Annotated in this window: 13 protein-coding genes; 8 read left to right on the top strand and 5 right to left on the bottom strand. The window is 44.1% G+C overall.

The features are described 5' to 3' along the window. Positions 1-56: 56 nt before the first annotated feature. Positions 57-371, bottom strand: coding sequence for a hypothetical protein (locus QXR92_01285; protein ID MEM0318645.1), 315 nt, complete (start codon positions 369-371; stop codon positions 57-59). Between the two features lie 481 nt (positions 372-852). On the opposite strand from QXR92_01285, the gene QXR92_01280 reads away from it, so the two are divergent. Continuing rightward, on the top strand, positions 853-1,341 hold the full coding sequence (locus QXR92_01280) for a hypothetical protein (protein ID MEM0318644.1): 489 nt from the start codon (positions 853-855) through the stop codon (positions 1,339-1,341). A gap of 4 nt (positions 1,342-1,345) precedes the next feature. Here the strand turns inward: QXR92_01280 and QXR92_01275 are convergent, their stop codons facing one another. After that, entirely contained in the window at positions 1,346-3,289 is a 1,944-nt protein-coding gene (locus QXR92_01275; protein MEM0318643.1) for a S9 family peptidase, read from the bottom strand. A gap of 101 nt (positions 3,290-3,390) precedes the next feature. Between QXR92_01275 and QXR92_01270 the strand changes: the two genes are divergently transcribed. Beyond that, positions 3,391-3,561 carry a hypothetical protein gene (locus QXR92_01270; protein MEM0318642.1) on the top strand — a complete coding sequence of 57 codons (171 nt, stop codon included), beginning with the start codon at positions 3,391-3,393 and terminating at the stop codon, positions 3,559-3,561. On the opposite strand, the gene speB is transcribed toward QXR92_01270, so the two are convergent. Continuing rightward, on the bottom strand, positions 3,554-4,450 hold the full coding sequence (speB, locus tag QXR92_01265; GenBank protein ID MEM0318641.1) for an agmatinase: 897 nt from the start codon (positions 4,448-4,450) through the stop codon (positions 3,554-3,556). The genes QXR92_01270 and speB overlap by 8 nt on opposite strands. Positions 4,451-4,508: 58 nt before the next feature. On the opposite strand from speB, the gene QXR92_01260 reads away from it, so the two are divergent. Continuing rightward, complete coding sequence (locus QXR92_01260; GenBank protein MEM0318640.1) at positions 4,509-7,670, top strand: DEAD/DEAH box helicase; 3,162 nt, start codon at positions 4,509-4,511, stop codon at positions 7,668-7,670. On the opposite strand, the gene QXR92_01255 is transcribed toward QXR92_01260, so the two are convergent. Next, the gene (locus QXR92_01255; GenBank protein MEM0318639.1) at positions 7,661-8,884 is read right to left on the bottom strand and encodes an Nramp family divalent metal transporter; all 1,224 of its coding nucleotides are present in this window, start codon (positions 8,882-8,884) and stop codon (positions 7,661-7,663) included. The two genes, QXR92_01260 and QXR92_01255, sit on opposite strands and share 10 nt — an antisense overlap. A gap of 85 nt (positions 8,885-8,969) precedes the next feature. Next, positions 8,970-10,268: an acetyl ornithine aminotransferase family protein gene (locus QXR92_01250; protein ID MEM0318638.1), complete on the bottom strand. Its 1,299-nt coding sequence runs from the start codon at positions 10,266-10,268 to the stop codon at positions 8,970-8,972. Between the two features lie 128 nt (positions 10,269-10,396). Here QXR92_01250 and QXR92_01245 point away from each other — a divergent pair, with 128 nt between their 5' ends. The 5 genes from QXR92_01245 to QXR92_01225 form a co-directional block, all read left to right on the top strand. Further along, a complete protein-coding gene (locus QXR92_01245; protein ID MEM0318637.1) occupies positions 10,397-11,728 on the top strand; it encodes a cyclic 2,3-diphosphoglycerate synthase in 1,332 nt (443 codons plus the stop codon). A 116-nt stretch (positions 11,729-11,844) separates the two neighbouring features. Beyond that, positions 11,845-13,140 carry a hydroxymethylglutaryl-CoA reductase, degradative gene (locus QXR92_01240; GenBank protein ID MEM0318636.1) on the top strand — a complete coding sequence of 432 codons (1,296 nt, stop codon included), beginning with the start codon at positions 11,845-11,847 and terminating at the stop codon, positions 13,138-13,140. A 94-nt stretch (positions 13,141-13,234) separates the two neighbouring features. Beyond that, complete coding sequence (locus tag QXR92_01235) at positions 13,235-14,095, top strand: hypothetical protein (GenBank protein MEM0318635.1); 861 nt, start codon at positions 13,235-13,237, stop codon at positions 14,093-14,095. Positions 14,096-14,193: 98 nt separating this feature from the next. After that, positions 14,194-15,078 (top strand): AEC family transporter, encoded by an 885-nt coding sequence (locus QXR92_01230; GenBank protein MEM0318634.1) that lies wholly within the window; start codon positions 14,194-14,196, stop codon positions 15,076-15,078. 1,365 nt (positions 15,079-16,443) lie between these two features. After that, a partial coding sequence (locus QXR92_01225; protein ID MEM0318633.1) for a glycosyltransferase family A protein occupies positions 16,444-17,043 on the top strand: 600 nt, incomplete at its 3' end.

Genomic DNA, 17,043 nt, shown 5'->3' with positions numbered 1-17,043 from the left:
AAAGTTCCGCAGCTCTATGTGTGGTTTATCTACTTTGCTTCAGTCCTCTATCTTGCCTACAGGTTATTCAAGCCAGTTAAAGCCACTGCAAGTAAAGAGAGATATAAACTAGCACTTATCTTAGCAGTTCCCATCTCTATACTTGCAGGATTTCTTGGCGTTGGGCCAGGATTTCTGCTTATGCCAACTTTGATTATTGCTGGCCTTGAGCCGAAGAAAGCAGCTGGAATAAATGCTGTTGCTGTCTGTCCCCCCTCTTTTTCAGCACTAATACCAAGGCTGGGGAATATTAGCATGGATCTCCAATTGACAGCTATACTGCTCATTACCTCTACAATAGCTTCATATGCTGGTGCTAGGATAACTTCCAAGTATGTGCCATCCATTCTACTGAAAAAGCTGTTTGGGCTATTAATCGTTGTTATGACTTTATACAGAATTTTTTCTTTAGTTGGTTTCTGATCCTAGCAAAAGGAGCTCGCAAGCATTAAGGAGAGAAGATCCATACCGTAATACTTTTTAAAAAGAATAAAATTGAAGTATATAGAAAATTTTTCAATATCAAGCACATTCGTTTGCTACATGCTTTCTGCTCTACGATTCACTGCAGCTGCCAGACACTCTGCATGAGGTCATGGGCGCTCTTCAAGTCTTGTAGAAGCAAATCGGTTGTTTATTTGCAAGAAAGCGGATATTGAGCTAGCTTTTTATTCTTTAAAGACAACATTTCTCCTATTTTGCATTGAAGCTGCAGAGCTGGTTGAAAATCTCGACGCAAATCTCCTTAATTTGAGGAACTTTAGGAAAAAATTATGTATTAGAATATTTCATAATATTTCGGAGTGAGTATGTATGGAGAAAATCAAGGAAGTTCTCAGCTGTCTCGCATATATGGAAAAGGAGACTTACAAGCTATATGACGACCTCTATTCAAAAATGGAGGATAGCAAAGAGAGAGGAACAATTCTATTCATATCACTCGACACGCTGAAGCACTATCTAATTTATTCCAGACTAGCTGGAGAAGAGCAATCTGAGAACCCAGAGCTGTGCTCAGAGCTTCTCGGAGAAATGTACAGAGATGTCATTAAGCTCAACAGCGAGCTCAGAGAGAGAATATCGAATATAGAAAGAATAGATGAAAAGGAACTCGAGGAGCTTCTTGAGTGCACTTCATCAGTCGAGAGAAAAATCTACGAGGAGGCCATGGTTTCCTCCATTTCTAGAATCCTTTCCGAGGAGAGTCGCGGAGAAATAGCAAAAGTGCTGATGCTAATTGGAGAGGATGAGCTGAGACACGACGATCTCCTTAGAAAGCTAATAGATGAAGGGAAAAAATAGCATCTCAGGGCATCTTGAGATACTTATTGAACCACTGCACTATTTCCTTCAGCCTCTCCACTCTATGTTTTGGCTTTCCGCTCCTTGAGAGATCGTGGTTCTCTCTTGGAAAAATCACGAGCCGCGTAGGAACACCTCTCAGCTTAATAGCTGTGAACAGCTGTATTGCTTGATCAAGCCAGCATCTATAGTCCTCATCTGAGTGCAGTATTAGCGTTGGAGTCGAGATATTACCAGCATATTTGAGAGGAGAGGCATCCCACAGCTTCTGAAAGGATCCCTCTTCCCACAGCCTCTTACCCAGCCTTCCAAGTATTTGATCTTCGGCAAAGTAGAACCCTATATCCGAAGTGCCGTAGAAGCTTATCCAATTGCTTATTGATCTCTGGGTAACAGCTGCCCTGAATCTATCGGTATGAGTAATTATCCAGTTGGTCATGAATCCTCCATAGCTTCCACCAGCTACTCCTAGCCTCTGGGAATCGATGAAATCATACCTTCTCAATGCTTCATCCAGAACCTCCATTATATCCTGGAAGTCTCTAGTTCCATAGCTTCCCCTTATATCTCTGAAGCTCTCTGAATATCCCGAGCTCCCCCTTGGGTTAGAATAGATGACCACAAAACCCTCATTAGAGAGGACGTGAAACTCGTGAATGAATGACTCTCCATATGCTGTTGCTGGACCTCCATGAATATACAAAATGGCCGGATACTTCCTGCCAGGTTCGAATGAAGATGGCTTCAAAATAAATGCATCTATCTGTTCTCCATCACTTGCCTTCACAGCGAACTTCTCAGGCCTGGTCAGCTTTGCCTGCCTCAATAGGGAATCATTGAAGGATGTAAGCTTCCTCAGCTCTTCATTCCTCAGGAGAAAGAGCTCAGGGAGCTCAGTCGAGCTCATCACTGTCAGGGCAACAACATTTTTTCCCACGGAATAATCTTCTACAGTGAACTCTCCTTCCACAAGAGGAGAGAATCCATCGCTTTCGTTCCACCTGTAAAGAGATGCTCTGTATCCATTCATGAGTGGAAAGTAAATATATTCGCCGATCCACTGCAGCTTCTTTCCACTGCTCGGCCCCCTCACATCCGAGTTCATTGAATTGGACACATCTTTATCAGGAAGAGAAATCTCCTCCATCTCTCCATTTCTTAGATCAACGAGCCATAGCCTGTTGTGTCCAGCTAGCCCCCTCGATAGATCCAGCCCCCTTATCACTGCTTTCGTTCCTGCCATATTCAAATCAAAATCCTCTATAGACATATCGCTTTTGGTTATCTTCTCATCCATCTTGCTTTCCAGATCGAAGATGTGAAGATCTGATATGTACGGCCTTGAACTATCGGAAGATGATAAATAAACGATCTTCCTCCCGCTGGGATGCCATTCAGCCTGAGATATATCTTCCTTCTCGCTGATTTCAACTTCTCTGTAGTTTCCGGAAGATACGTCTGCTATGAATACCCTTGACTTTATGTTATACGTGAAGCCCTTTCCATTGAACCATATGGGTATGTCCTCTATGTGCTTCACATCCTTCTCAATCTCTCCCTTACTGCTGAGAAACATTATTTCCCTTCCATCTCTGCTCCATCTCACCCCCCATATCCCCTTCTCTGTTCTCAGAAGCGCTCTCTGCTGAGCATTGTGCTTCATGTCAGCAATTCTAAGCTCGAAGAATGTTGAGTCCTGCTGTTCCACCCTCCTCACAAAGCTCAAGAACCTACCATCTGGGCTCCATGAGGGAGAGAAATCGCTTGGACCATCCGTTAATGGAAAGCTCGAGTCATCCTCTAGACTGTACAGCCATATTGATGAGCTGTATCTATCATCTTTCACTGAGGGCTTGGTCACAACAAATGCTATAAATTTCGAGTCAGGAGAGAGCTTTGGATCGGAAACAAGAACCAATTTATCCAGGTCCTCAATAGTAAGTCCCAAGATGCATCACTGTTCTATGCTCTATCATTCAAAATAAAAAAATTTCTTCAAACAATCAGATTTATTATTCCTCATGCTTGCTTTATCTATGGTGGTCTATTTTGGAGGAAGTGCCGGCAAGAGGAGAAGTTATTTACGTGTGTGCCAGATGCGGGAAGGAATTGAAGCCTCAGGACTTCGAGCTGCTTCATAGCATAAAGTGTGTTTACTGCGGAAGCAAAATTGTATATAAAGTGAGAAAGCCATATGTAAAGAGGATCAAGGCTATTTAGCTTTCCTGCTGATCTCATACTTAATTATAGCTTCTATTATTAGCTTTGCAGCCAGAGCGCTTGTTGCCTCTCCGCAGTCTCTCATGGGATTGACCTCGACCATATCGAACCCAATTAGCTTTTCCCCAACCAATGATACAAGCATTCCTGCAACAGCATTTGGCTCTAGCCCTAGGGGCTCCGGGGTACCAACACCTGGAGCAAAGCCTGGATCTACTACATCCATGTCAAATGATATGTAAACGCATTTCGCTTCCTCGATCATCCTATTTATCCTCTTCACGGCCTCCGATGATCCATACTTCCATATAGTCCTGCTTGTGAATATTTCCATCCCCTCCTTCCTTGCAAACTCCAGCTCCTCTGGAGAGACAGCCCTGGTTCCAATAAATGCGAACTTTGGAGATCCTGATCGCTCCCACAGCCTCCTCATAGCAGTTGCGTGATTCACATAGGAACCCAGATATTCATCCCTTAAGTCAAGATGGGCATCGAAAACTATTACCAGACAATCCCCAGAAACAATTCTCGAAGAAGCTATGCTCACAGTGTGCTCTCCACCAAGCAAAAAAGGTATCCTTCCCTCTCCTCTCAAATCAGAGAGGGCCTCGGATATGAGATCAATGCTTTTTCCAATTTCTCCTGGATAGAGAACGAGGTTCCCCTCATCATGCAGACCAAACTCAGTTAGATCTCTCTCAGAAATGAAGGAATACCATTCTAGGCTCTCAGCTATTTTTCTTATCTCGTCAGGAGCATACATTGTCCCAGGAGCATGCGAGTTCGATATATCAAGAGGAGCTCCGATGATGCTTATCTTTGTTCTATCTCTTGAAGATGAGAAGTTGGCAAAGGTTTTTCCCCTCTCCAGCCTCAGCCTCCAGCTCATGACAAACCTCCTGCATTTAAATCCCTGTTTTATAGTTAATAAAGAGGAGGCCACTTTCATGGAAATTATGAAGGTTCTGGATTCCAGAGCATCTCTGGAGGCAGACGGCTACACGTTAATAACGAGAATAGATCCTCCAGTTGAGCCCAGAAGGATAGCTTCCTCTTTCTCAGATCTCTTTCCAGAGCTCTCAAACGGAAGCGATGAAATTTCCAGAAGGCTGGCATCAGCAAACCCCTATGAGCACCAGCTGGAAGCCATTGATGCTCTGTCTTCCGGTATGAATCTCATCATGATCTCTGGAACTGGCTCAGGAAAAACTGAGGCATGGGCCCTTCCAGCGCTCAGGATGTCTGCTCAGAGAAGAAACTTCAAGGCAATAGTAATGTACCCTACGCTTGCTCTAGCGGAGGACCAAATAAAGAGAATATCATCCTATGCCAAAACATTTTCAGTCGAGGTACTGAGGCTGGATTCCCCAACGAAAGAGGAGATCAGAAAGGCTGAGGGAACAGGAGGAATAAGAAGGAAAATAGCTAGAAGCAGCATACTTCTGACAAATCCTTCCTATCTCATGAGCGAGCTCAAGAAGTACATGATAGAGAGGGACAAGAGCCTTCTCGAGCCTTTCTTCAGCTCAGTCAACCTCATTGTGCTCGACGAATTCGACTTCTATGATCCGAGGAGCATTAGCCTCCTTCTCGGAATGCTGCAGCTGATTTCAGATTCTGCCGAGGAGAAACCACAAATTGCCATTCTGACAGCCACCCTATCGAATCCTGATGAGCTCGGGGAGTATTTGAAGAGCATTACAGGCAGAGGCTACAAAATTGTAAGAGGAGAGGCATTCCACGTTGAGAACAGAGTGCATGTAGTGATGGGGAAGAACCTAAGAGCTATTTGGGAGGAGCTAAGAAAGAAGAGGGGCGAGATCTTTAAGAAGATGAGGGAGAGCGGGATAAGGGAAGAAAAAGAAATAGCTGAGGCCCTTGAGAGCTTTGAGGCCTTCGAGGAGAGATCCTACAAGGTGCTGAGCTACATTGAGGCCCTCGGAGTTCCCGTGCCATCAATTGGTCTGGACATCGTTGAGATACTCCAGAGATACCTGGATGATGATGGCTTGACAATCGTTTTCACCAGGAGCATAAACAGGGCTGAGGAGATAGGAAGGACTCTCAGGATGAGGCTGGGGGATAGCGATCTGCGCGTCTCAACCCATCACCACCTCATATCTAAGGAGAGAAGAAAAGAAATAGAGGAGAAGGCCAGAAAGGGCGAGATGAAAATAATTATTTCTCCTAGGACCCTATCCCAGGGAATTGACATTGGAAAGGTAATTAGAATAGTTCACGTCGGTCTTCCAGACAGCGTTAGGGAGTTCAAGCAGAGAGAGGGGAGAAAGGGAAGGAGGGCTGGAATACCATTCACCGAGACAGTAATTATTCCGTTTGGAAGCTGGGACAGGGAGCTCCTGTCGAGAGGCTTTGACGCTCTCGATAAATGGCTATCGCTTCCTCTGGAGAAAACTATGGTTAATCCAAGGAACCTCTACCAGAAGCTCTTCACCGGAATCGTTAAGCTCATGACAACCTGGTACAGGAAAAATGAGCTAACTGAGCTTGAAGAGGAGGCTCTGAGAAGGGCTGGAATCATAGGAGAGAGAGGTCTGAACAGAAAGAGACTAGAGTACATATGGAAAAGAATGAACTTCTATGAGTTCTCCCTTCCATATGGAATAAAGAGAGCAATTGAGGAAGAGAAGGGATTGAGACTGCTTGAGCCAATAGGCTTCTGCGACCTCGTTGAGCTCTTTCAAAGAGGATGCTTCGACTACTCAAATGATTCCATTGTATATTCGCACAGAATAATAGAGAAGGGAAGGGGGGTAACAGCAGTCATTGAGAAGAGGATCAAGGACGTGAACTTCTGGGAGGATGAGTCCTTTGCTAGGGCCATGGAAGAATACATGGAGACTAAGTACAGATGGGGGGAAGAGCCCTCCTTCATGAAGGATCTTTCCCACGGATTTTTAACCTCTAGAGTTGTCTTAACCGTCTATCCTCCAAGAAATGGCTTTGGCCAGCTGGTAAAGATTCCAGATAAGGTCCTATGGATAGCCTCATCATCCAAACCAAAAGTCTTCACTGTAAAGGGAAAAACGATTATCTCTCGAAGCAAGAGGCCCATAGAGGTTCCCGTAGAGGTTCATGGCAGATACTCAGATTTCACATATGGCTACATCTACGAAGTTGATGAACGGCTTGATGAGAGACTGATCCGGCTGGGTCTAGCCCTCATTATTATAGTGCTTAGAAGAGCAGAGAGCATACCGTTGAATCTTCTAGAATATGGAATAGTCACTGTTGGAGGAAAGAAGATGTTCGATCTCCATGAGAGTGCTAGTGCTGGTTTCATAGAGAACTTTGACTGGCTCTCATTCAAGGAGAAGGTGAGAAATTACGTACCAGATGACCTCGACATGATCCTCCTCAACGAGATAGATGAGCTAGCCTATGCAGATTTCATTGAGCTTGGCTTCGACTGGGACTCCGTGAAGCAGTATGCCGAAAAGATACTCGAGTACTTGAACCAGGGCAGGACAATGGAGGTGCTCATATCAGGAAGCCTTGCGAGGATACCGAGGCCTTCCAGGGATCTGAAGATCGTCTCTCTCGATGCCCTAATTGAGCCCGTAGAGGGTGGAGAAAGGCCTTTTCTCTATCTAGTAGCAATGTCTTACTTCGATGGAGAGAGCGCCGAGGCGCATGCAAGCATAACACCAATAGCCCCCGGATTGAAGCCTGACGAAGCTCTGAAGAGATATGAAAACGAGCTTGAGGACATGATCAGCTATGGAGAGTTCAAGCTTCTCATCCCATCCGAGAGCATTGGAAAAGCGCTTCTCTCCATGGGTCTCAGAAGACTTCCCCAGACAGCAGAGAGGTCTGGAATAGATGTCATGAAGCAGATTGAGAGAGCAATCTCCCCGCCAAGCCTTGAGCCCTACATGGCCCTCGCAAAGAGCATCTATGGCAATACCCTTTCTGAAGCATCCCTCGAAAGCGTCCTCGAAATAGTTCAGAAGATAAAAAAGGGAGAATATTCGAAGCTGCTCAGCGATGAGGAGCAGAAAATAGAGGCATATATGAAGCTGAGAGCCATAGCTCTTTACCTTGCATATCTTCATTCATCAACCCTGCCAGAGGAAAATCACCCATAGAAGGGAATAGCAAAATTAATGAGCAATATGAAAATGGAGGAGATGAGAGATAGATAGAAAAGAGCTCTGCCTATCTTTCTCTCTCCCATTATCCCCTCACTTCTTCCAATGAATGTGAGAGGAAAGAGGACCAGTGGAAGAGTAAAGGAGAGAATAGCCTGGGTATATACCAGGAGCTCCATGGTGCTGAAGCCAGCGTACACTGCTATTAGAAAGGGAACCATGTTTATCAGCCTGAGCGTTAGCCTGACCTTCCACTGCTTTGTTGGAGCTCCAAAATAGCTCTCCACAATCTTCACTCCAGCCAGTACGCTCACCATAGATGAGCTCAAGCCTGAGGCAAAGAGGGCAACTGCAAATATGGTGGAGGCAACTGAACCGAAGAACGGAATCAGCGTATAGTAGGCATTGTCCAGGCTAACAATATCGTTCAGTCCATTCTTATAGTAGGCATAATAGCTCATTATCTGTATAGCTGCGTTCACCAGGCTCGCTCCTCCCAAATTTATCACAGTCTCCTTCAAATGATGCTTGAGCTCTCTATCCCTTTCCCATCCCTCCCTCACTAGCCTTTCAGCAGACAAATATGAATGCAGAATCACTGCATGAGGCATTACTGTCGCTCCAATTATGCTCACTGCCGTGAGCGCCATAGCTCCCCCCTTCAATGAAGGGACAAAAGAATGCATAGCTATCTCCATTGGGCTTGCATGAACTATTGCCAGCTCCACAAGATAGCTTAGCCCAACTACTCCAACCAGGCCTGCTATCAGAACCTCCATTTTTCCCAAATCCTCTGTTAGGAAGAACAGTATCAGAACATCCACGACTGAGAGAAAAGCAGAGGCTGTTAGCGGGATCTTGAAAAGGAGGTGGAGACCGACAGCCATCCCTATGAACTCGGCCATATCCGTTGCTAGAATTGCTATAAAAAGGCCAATGAAGTAGAGAAGCTTCATTCTTCTCCTCTTCATTTGACCCATTGCAATATCTGTGAGTCCCGCCCCAGAAACTATTCCTATCTTCCCAGAAATGTACTGAAACATTACAGCCATTGCTCCTGACAGCCACACGACCCAGAGGAGAGAGAGCCCGTATTTCGATCCTGCCTGAATGTTCGCTCCAAAATTTCCAGGGTCTATGTAGGCTACTGCAACTACTGTAGCAGGACCTATTACGAGCAATCTCTTCAGCTGACTTCCTCTTCTCAGCAATACTCTCCCCTTATGAGGAATCAAAAAAATTAGGAGTAGTCTCCTTATATATATGAGGCAAGTACGTGAAGCTTTTAAAAAAGCTTCAGGCTCTGAGTGAATCCCTCAGAATATCAATACCTCTATCTATCGTTTCAATATCCACATTGATTGGAGGGACAATCCTTATTGAGGACTCCCCGCATCCTATTAGTATAAGTCCTCTTCTCAGAGCCTCCCTTATTATATCATCTCTCTTTCTCGGGTCAGGGGAATTTGAACCATCCCCCTTAACTATCTCTATAGCTCTTGCAAGCCCTATCCCCCTCGCATCCCCTATTATCTCAAACTCATCCATGAGCTCTGTTAGCCTTCTACCTAGATGCTTTCCCACCCTCTCCACATTCGGCAGCAGCTTCAATGTCTCATCTATGACAACACTAGCTGCGCTGAGAGCAAGGAGATTCCCTCCAAATGTTGAGGAGTGCTGTCCCATCTGCCTGAACGTGAAATCCCCTCTATGTATGACTCCTCCCAGAGGGATTCCATTAGCTATTGCCTTGCCGAATTGAATGGCATCTGGTATGACATTGAAGTTCTCTATTGCCCACATCTTTCCAGTCCTTCCCATCCCCATCTGAACCTCGTCATCCATGATAAGTATTCCATGCTTTCTTGCCAGCTTGAATAGCTCCTGGAAGAACGTGTGTGGAGGGACAACATATCCTCCTTCTCCCTGTATTGGCTCTATGAATACAGCAGCAAACTCATCCGGAGGATATGCCCTAAATATAACATCCTCAATGTAGCTTATTGCTCTGCTCACCAGCTCTCCAGGGTCCTCGTAGCCGTTAATCTTCCAAATATTCCTGAAGGGATTCGGAAAAGGTGCGTGAACGACCCCAGGCATTGTTGGGAAGAAGCCCATTTGCTGCACAGCCTTGCTGGCAGTCAGGGAAAGAGCTCCCATAGTCCTTCCATGAAATGCCCCATAGAAAGCAAGGATCCTCCCCCTCCTCGTTGAAGACCTAGCAAGCTTTATTGCTGCCTCATTTGCCTCTGCTCCGCTGTTCGTGTAAACTACCTTCTTCTCCCCTCCTCCTGGGCAAGTTGAAGAGAGCTTCTCAGCAACCTCAGCAGCTAGCTCATGATAGAAGTCTGCCACAGGATAGTGAACGAGCTTTCTAGCCTGCTTTATTATAGCATCCACAACTTTCTGATTAGCATGTCCAAGACTGACAACTGCATAGCCGCTTGAGAAGTCAAGATATTTCCTCCCATCTACATCCCAAAGATGCACTCCCTCTCCTCTATCAGGGACAAGAGGAAGCACATCAACATCCTGTGTTAGAGAATCAAGAACCTTCTTGCTCCTTTCTATTATGCTCTGGCTCTTCTCCCCCATTTTGATCACATTAAATTACTTTTAAATCATGAAAATGCATATATTGATAACGAAAAATTAATATTTAAAATTATAGTTTAACATTAAATGTCAGTCTTTAACCTTAAAAGCTCCTTTGGGTGTTTCCCTTGACCGAGAGAAGAAACGTCGTCATACTAGGAGCAGCCGGGAGAGATTTCCATAACTTCAACGTTTTCTTCAGAAACAATCCTCAGTACAGAGTCGTGGCATTCACATCCACGCAGATTCCTGGAATAGAGAACAGGACATATCCTCCTGAGCTAGCCGGACCACTATATCCAAATGGGATTCCAATTTATCCAGAAGAGAGGCTCGAGGAAATCCTGGATGCCTTCAGCGTGGACATAGTTGTCTTTTCATATTCCGATGTATCTCATGAGCATGTCATGCACTTAGCTTCAATCGCCCACAAGCACGGCGCCGACTTCTGGCTTCTTGGACCGAAGAGCGTAATGCTCAAGTCATCGAAGCCTGTCATAGCTGTAACAGCAGTTAGAACTGGAAGCGGAAAGAGCCAGACCTCGAGGAAAGTAGCCCAAATTCTTAAGGAATTTGGATATAAAGTAGCAGTAATAAGGCATCCCATGCCGTATGGGGATCTGAGGAATCAAGCTGTGCAGAGGTTCTCCAGCCTAAAGGATCTTGACGAGGCAAAGGTAACAATAGAGGAAAGAGAGGAGTACGAGCCCCACATCTTGAGGGGAAACGTTGTCTATGCTGGGGTGGACTACGAGAAAATATTGCGGATGGCTGAGAGCGAGAGCGACATCATAATATGGGATGGAGGGAACAACGACTTTCCCTTCATAAAACCCGATCTCTGGATAGCAGTAGCAGACCCCCTCAGAGCAGGCCACGAGCTCACATACCATCCTGGAGAAACGTGCTTCCGAAGTGCAGATGTCATAGTAATAAACAAAATTGATAGTGCTGGCCTCGAGAGGATTGAGCTCGTCAGAGAGAACATTAGGAAATACAATTCAAGAGCAATCGTCATTGAAGCAGCATCTCCGATCTTCGCTGAGAACTATGAAATGATTAGGGGGAAGAGAGTCCTAATAATAGAGGACGGCCCAAGCCTGACGCATGGAGGAATGAACTTCGGTGCAGGCTATGTTGCTGCGAGAAAATTTGGAGCGGGAGAGATAGTTGATCCAAAGCCATTTGCCGTGGGAAGCATAAAGAGAACTTTTGAGCAGTATCCTCACCTCAAAGGCATACTTCCAGCAATGGGCTATGGAGAGCAGCAGATAAAAGAGCTCGAAGAAACCGTAAATGCCTCAGATGCTGACCTCGTTATCATAGCAACTCCAGTGAACCTTGGAAGAATACTAAAGATAAACAAGCCCCATGTCAGAGTTACTTACGAGCTTCAGGAAATTGGAAGGCCCACTCTCAAGGATGTAATTGAGGATTTCCTCTCTCGAAAAAAGAAATAGCCTTTTTCCTTCATAGAATCAATTCACCTTCAACGGAAAATCAATTTATATGGATGACATTGAAAAAGCAAATACAACTGATTTAGTCTCCAAAAGTTGTCATGAGATGGTGCTGAATGAGTGCACTGACTGGTAAATCATCCAGGATACAGGGATTTCACAAGCTCACCCAGGAAGAAAGGCTCAGAATAGTCAGAGAATTCTCCAATCTCTCCGATGAGGAGGTCGAGCTGCTGAGAAAATGGGGCTCCATGGACAGCAAAGTAGCAGAGACAATGATAGAGAACGCTATCAGTGCAATGTCCTATGCATATGCAATTGCGCCGAACTTCAGAATAAACGGCAGGGAGCATTTGATTCCAATGGTAATAGAGGAGCCAAGCGTCGTAGCAGCAGCATCCAATGCTGCTAGACTAATGAGGGAAGGAGAGGGCATAAGGTCAATTTCAACCGAGCCAATAATGATAGGCCAAATACACCTCATAAACGTGAGCAATCCAGAGCACAAAGCGGTTATCCTTCTCGAGAGGAAGAAGGAAATCTTGGACCTGGCAAACTCAGCAGATCAGGTTCTTACTTCTCTTGGAGGAGGAGCGAAGGACATTGAGGTCAGAGTTCTTGAAACCGAGAAGGGGAAGGTGCTAACGGTTCATCTCCTCGTTGATGTGAGGGATGCCATGGGTGCCAATGCTGTCAATACAATGGCTGAAAAAGTATCCCCATTGCTGGAAGATCTGACGGGAGGGAGGGCTGTTCTTAGAATCCTGAGCAACCTAGCTGACAAAAGACTTGTAAGAGTTAGAGGCTATATCAGAGCAGAGGAAATTGGTGGAAGAGAGGTGGTTGAGAGAATCGAGTGGGCATCATCAATAGCATTTGCAGATCCCTATAGAGCTGCTACCCACAATAAGGGAATAATGAATGGGGTCATAGCAGTTGCTCTCGCAACAGGTCAAGACCACAGGGCAATAGAGGCGGGAGCACACGCATATGCATCGAGAACTGGAAAGTACCTCCCCCTCTCCAGATGGGAGGCAACCCCAGAGGGGGATCTCGTCGGAGTTCTGGAAATGCCGCTAGCAGTTGGAACTGTTGGAGGAACTGTGAGGGTGCATCCGATGGCAAGGCTCTCCTTAAAGATCCTTGGAGTCAATTCTTCCAGAGAGCTGGCAGAAATAATGGGGGCAGTTGGGCTGGCACAGAACCTCGCTGCTCTCAAGGCCCTTGTGACCGAGGGCATACAGAGGGGGCACATGAGGCTTCATGCAAAGAGCCTCGCTGTTATGGCAGGAGCAACATATGAGGAGGCAGAGAAAATCGCGGAAATTTTGGAGAAGGAAGGAAACATTACCTACAAGAGGGCAAAGGAGCTGCTTGACTCCCTAAGAGCTGGAGGAAGCGGAAAATCCTAAATAAGTAATACTCTATATAATATTTACTTGAAATTTTACAAAAAGGAATTTTTTTATATGATTTCTAAAACAAATATCAATATGGATGTTAACAATGGCAAACGAGAGAGAAATGAAATTGCTTCGCTTCATTCCACTCTACGCCAAAATGGAAAATCCAGAGAAGTCAGTCAAGCTGGTTTTCTGGTCCAACAAGCCAAAGGAGCAGGTAATAGAGTATCTCGCCAACAAGCTGAATCCCCTTGGAGCTCTTATCCTCTATCTGAACATTCAGAAGGAAATGGACAGCAGCGAATATCTCTGGACAGCCATAATTGAGTTCAGCACTGACAGAGGTACTTTCGAGATCCATCTAAATCAAGCTCTCCAGAGCATGAGCAAAAGCAACCTCATAGATAAATACTACTATGTCTTCCCACTGAGGAATGGATACATAGTAGACCACAACATCTACTCACTATATGATGCTAGGAGGAAAAACGTAGTTCTTTTCAGCTATGAGAATCTTCTGGGGCTCTTCGTTCTACCAAGAAAGGAGTATGGAGATGCATTTGGCAAGATGCTTGTAAACAAGATTGGTGAGCTCTTTGGAAGAACACTGGGGGAGGAAATGAAGAGGGACTGCTTACCCTATGGAATAAGAGCTTGTCTAGAAATTCTGCATTCTCAGGGAGAATTGAAGGGATTCCTCCACCTCAAATCAACAGAGGTCTTTGAGGATAGTGAGGGGATATACATAAGAGTATCGTTTGACAGGCTGATTGAGGAAGAAATACTCAGAGAAAATGGAATAAAGGACTGCGGTGAGCATCAGAGAGGAGTTTACAAGGGATTCCTTGAGCAGTTGCTGGGAATTAAACTCAATGATGATGCCATAGAAGAAGTAAGATGCACATCTAAAGGAGATGCCGAGAGCGTTTTTGTAATAAAGCTTCCTCATGGCGTCAAGCTCTAGCATTTTTAGAGCTGAGGAACCATTTTGCTTCCTGAACTCCTCTTTATTAGCTCCTTTGCCCTAGCAGATAGCAGAGAAATGCAGTGCTAGGTGAGATGATGGAGGCTGCTCTAGCGATCTCGCTCCTCTTCTCTCTAATGATTCTCGGCTCCATATTCAGGGCCTACTTCTCTAGCAGGAGCTGGTTCGAAAAATTCTCCAAAGGACTCATAAGCTTCATCTACTGGCTTCTCGTGCCTCTCACCTTCATAGATACTTTCTCATCGAGAGGTCTGTCGAAGGACTTAGTTCTTCCTCTAGCATCATCTACGCTTCTCATCATAATAGTATGGGTAATAGTAAAGGTGCTGAAAATAGCTGATGAAAAGAGCATAGAGAGGGGAGTAATACTAAACAGCACAATTCAGAACAACCTGTTTGTTGGCTTTCCCGTGCTCTTTTCCCTATATGGAGATGCTACAATGTCCATTTACTTTGGATTCGTGGCCTTTGTTCTCGTCATACTAGTTCCTGACCTCATGGGAAGGGGGAATTTCTATTTGTTAGCATTTCTCAAGAATCCCGTAATAATTGGAATGGCCATCGGTCTGTTCATTCACTATACTTCTCCAGAACTGTCCTCATACATATCAACATATTTCTTCTGGGTTCCATCCTTTCTCTCCTATCTTTCCATATTTGCAACAGGCTTGGCACTCCGCATGGATCCCGAGCCAATAAAGAAGTACAAAAGTGAAGTGATTGCTACCACTGTCTTCAAGTTCATTCTAAATCCAGCAGTCAACTTGCTCCTTCTGTCTTTCTTCTCTCTTCCCCACCTCTACAGAAACGAGGTAATCATTCTATCATTCATGCCTCCAGCCAGTCTGAACACTGTTATGGCAATGAGATACAACTGGAGGCCAGACTTCGTTGCATCCTCATCATTTCTCCTCACAGTAGTGAGCCTACCCATTGTTCTCCTTGTCTACCACATGCTATAGAAAATCCGGGTAAAGGGGGGTAGGGGGGTCATCAAAACATCCGAGGCAATTGCCCATTTATTCAAGCTTGAGAACTGGTGTATTTAACTGGAGATTAAAAACACCGGCGGTTGATTTAACCTCTTCAAAACTCCCTCCCGCTTGTCGGGAGATTTTTCGCGTCCGAGCCGATTGAACTCGTCTATGCCAAGCACCTCCACTCTAGAATAGAGATCCTGGAGACATTATAAGAGAGAGGACGCTCCCAGAGAGATTTTTTCAAACAAATAAGAGCATAATAGCTAAGCATCATGCTCTATGCAGAGAATCCAAATACTGAATGAGAGCACCATCTTTTCTATGAATTTAGGAAAGCTGTTTCTTTTATGTATACTTTGAAGGGATGAAAAAAGCATATTTTTCATGACAGTAAGGAAAGAGCTTCCTCTGCATTAAAAGCAGCTCAATACTAAGATGCAGCTACTTCCCATGAAAATAAAGAGAAAAGAGGAAAATACTATGATTTGTTTATATCTTTGAAACATATTGCTTGTTCAGAAATACTCCTTTTTTCTTAGCCCTACTCTTTCAACATAGGAGCTATATGCATTATCACTCTTTTTGGCTCGAAGAAATAAGGAGTAGCACGTAAAAATTTATGCTTTACAGTTACAGCCTACTTCTCGAAATGAATATGCAATAGATGATTTTTATAATAAAATTTTTGCAGTGTACTGCAAAGTACATCCATCGATGAACTGTTTCGTGCATTAAGCAGTAAAAAATTCGCTGCTAAGCTCATATGGCTAAATTTTTTTCTTTTAATTCGAGCTGTGCTCTTTTCCTTCATTTTGTGCATCTTAAAACCGAGAATAAAAATGAAAATTGATTAAATAGGAGTAGAGCTGAAACCAGCATCAGAGAAAATTTATTCCTAAAGTAATGTATGGAACAGCATAATGATGGAAAACTTCGAGACAGTTCTCTAAGCTGTAATGAAGCCTTAGATAAAAAAGCAGTGAAAAAGCTTAGCATATTTAATATTTAAAAATAAGAGAGCTCTACAAAGCTATATTTGAAAAAACCAAAGCTAGAAATTAATTTTCTTAAACCTGAGCTCTATAATAGCGAGGTATTATATTATAGCTGTGATTATATCTTATTTCTGAATTTTTGCTTTAACAGAGGATTTCAGCTAGGTGAAAAAGAAAATTTTACGCATAACCTCACTGAATGCATGTGCTTGGTGATAATAATTTATCATCTATTGCTATCCATCCTGAAGGGATTCCGTGTTGAATTTTATAAAAATATACTTGAGAGGCTTATCATTTTTAAATTAAAACGGGCTTGTTAAAAACAAATAAGATGTAAAGGATGATTTCCATGAAAATCTGTGTTGTGATTGCTACATATAGAAGGGCATGGGCCCTCCCATATTCTATAGGATCGCTAAAACAGCAAACCATTCCTCCTGATAAAGTTGTTTTCGTTGTAAAGCCATCTGGGGATGAGAGCGAAAAAGTTATTGAGAAGCATGCTGCTGGTCTAAACTATGAAATAATCTTTCAAAAGGAGGGTAATTTTGCTCTTGCCTATGAGATTGGAATAGGAGCATGCAAGAACGAAGAATTAATTCTCTTTCTCGACGACGATGCAGTAGCTTCAAAAGATTGGATAGAAAAATATAGGGATTTTTTCCATCTGTACCCAGAGGCTGGTGGAGCCTCAGGTATTGTATATAGAGCTATCGTATCCGAAGCAGGTATTGAATTGAAAGATGAGTTCTTCTATGACAACTCCATTGCAAGAAGTTCAATCCATAGAAAGCCTCTCCCTGAGTATAAAAACTACTGTGAATGGATTTCAGTCTCAGGGCTGGGGGGAAATAAAGAATGCAATGGAAGAACAATTCTCTCGGCACTTCTAGGTGGGGCAAATATGGGATTCAGAAAAAATGCTATAGCTGATTGTCCAATTTCACAG

This window comes from Fervidicoccaceae archaeon (assembly GCA_038734945.1).
Lineage (GTDB): Archaea > Thermoproteota > Thermoprotei_A > Sulfolobales > Fervidicoccaceae > ARK-14.
The sequence above is the reverse complement of the archived record's forward strand: the minus strand, read 5'-3'. Positions and strand labels throughout refer to the sequence as shown.

Bases quoted from the DNA above. Each gene is read 5' to 3' on its own strand.
- QXR92_01280 (MEM0318644.1), top strand. From the start codon at position 853: ATGGAGAAAATCAAGGAAGTTCTCAGCTGTCTCGCATATATGGAAAAG.
- speB (MEM0318641.1), bottom strand. From the start codon at position 4,450: ATGAGCTGGAGGCTGAGGCTGGAGAGGGGAAAAACCTTTGCCAACTTC.
- QXR92_01260 (MEM0318640.1), top strand. From the start codon at position 4,509: ATGGAAATTATGAAGGTTCTGGATTCCAGAGCATCTCTGGAGGCAGAC.
- QXR92_01250 (MEM0318638.1), bottom strand. From the start codon at position 10,268: ATGGGGGAGAAGAGCCAGAGCATAATAGAAAGGAGCAAGAAGGTTCTT.
- QXR92_01240 (MEM0318636.1), top strand. From the start codon at position 11,845: ATGAGTGCACTGACTGGTAAATCATCCAGGATACAGGGATTTCACAAG.
- QXR92_01235 (MEM0318635.1), top strand. From the start codon at position 13,235: ATGGCAAACGAGAGAGAAATGAAATTGCTTCGCTTCATTCCACTCTAC.
- QXR92_01230 (MEM0318634.1), top strand. From the start codon at position 14,194: ATGGAGGCTGCTCTAGCGATCTCGCTCCTCTTCTCTCTAATGATTCTC.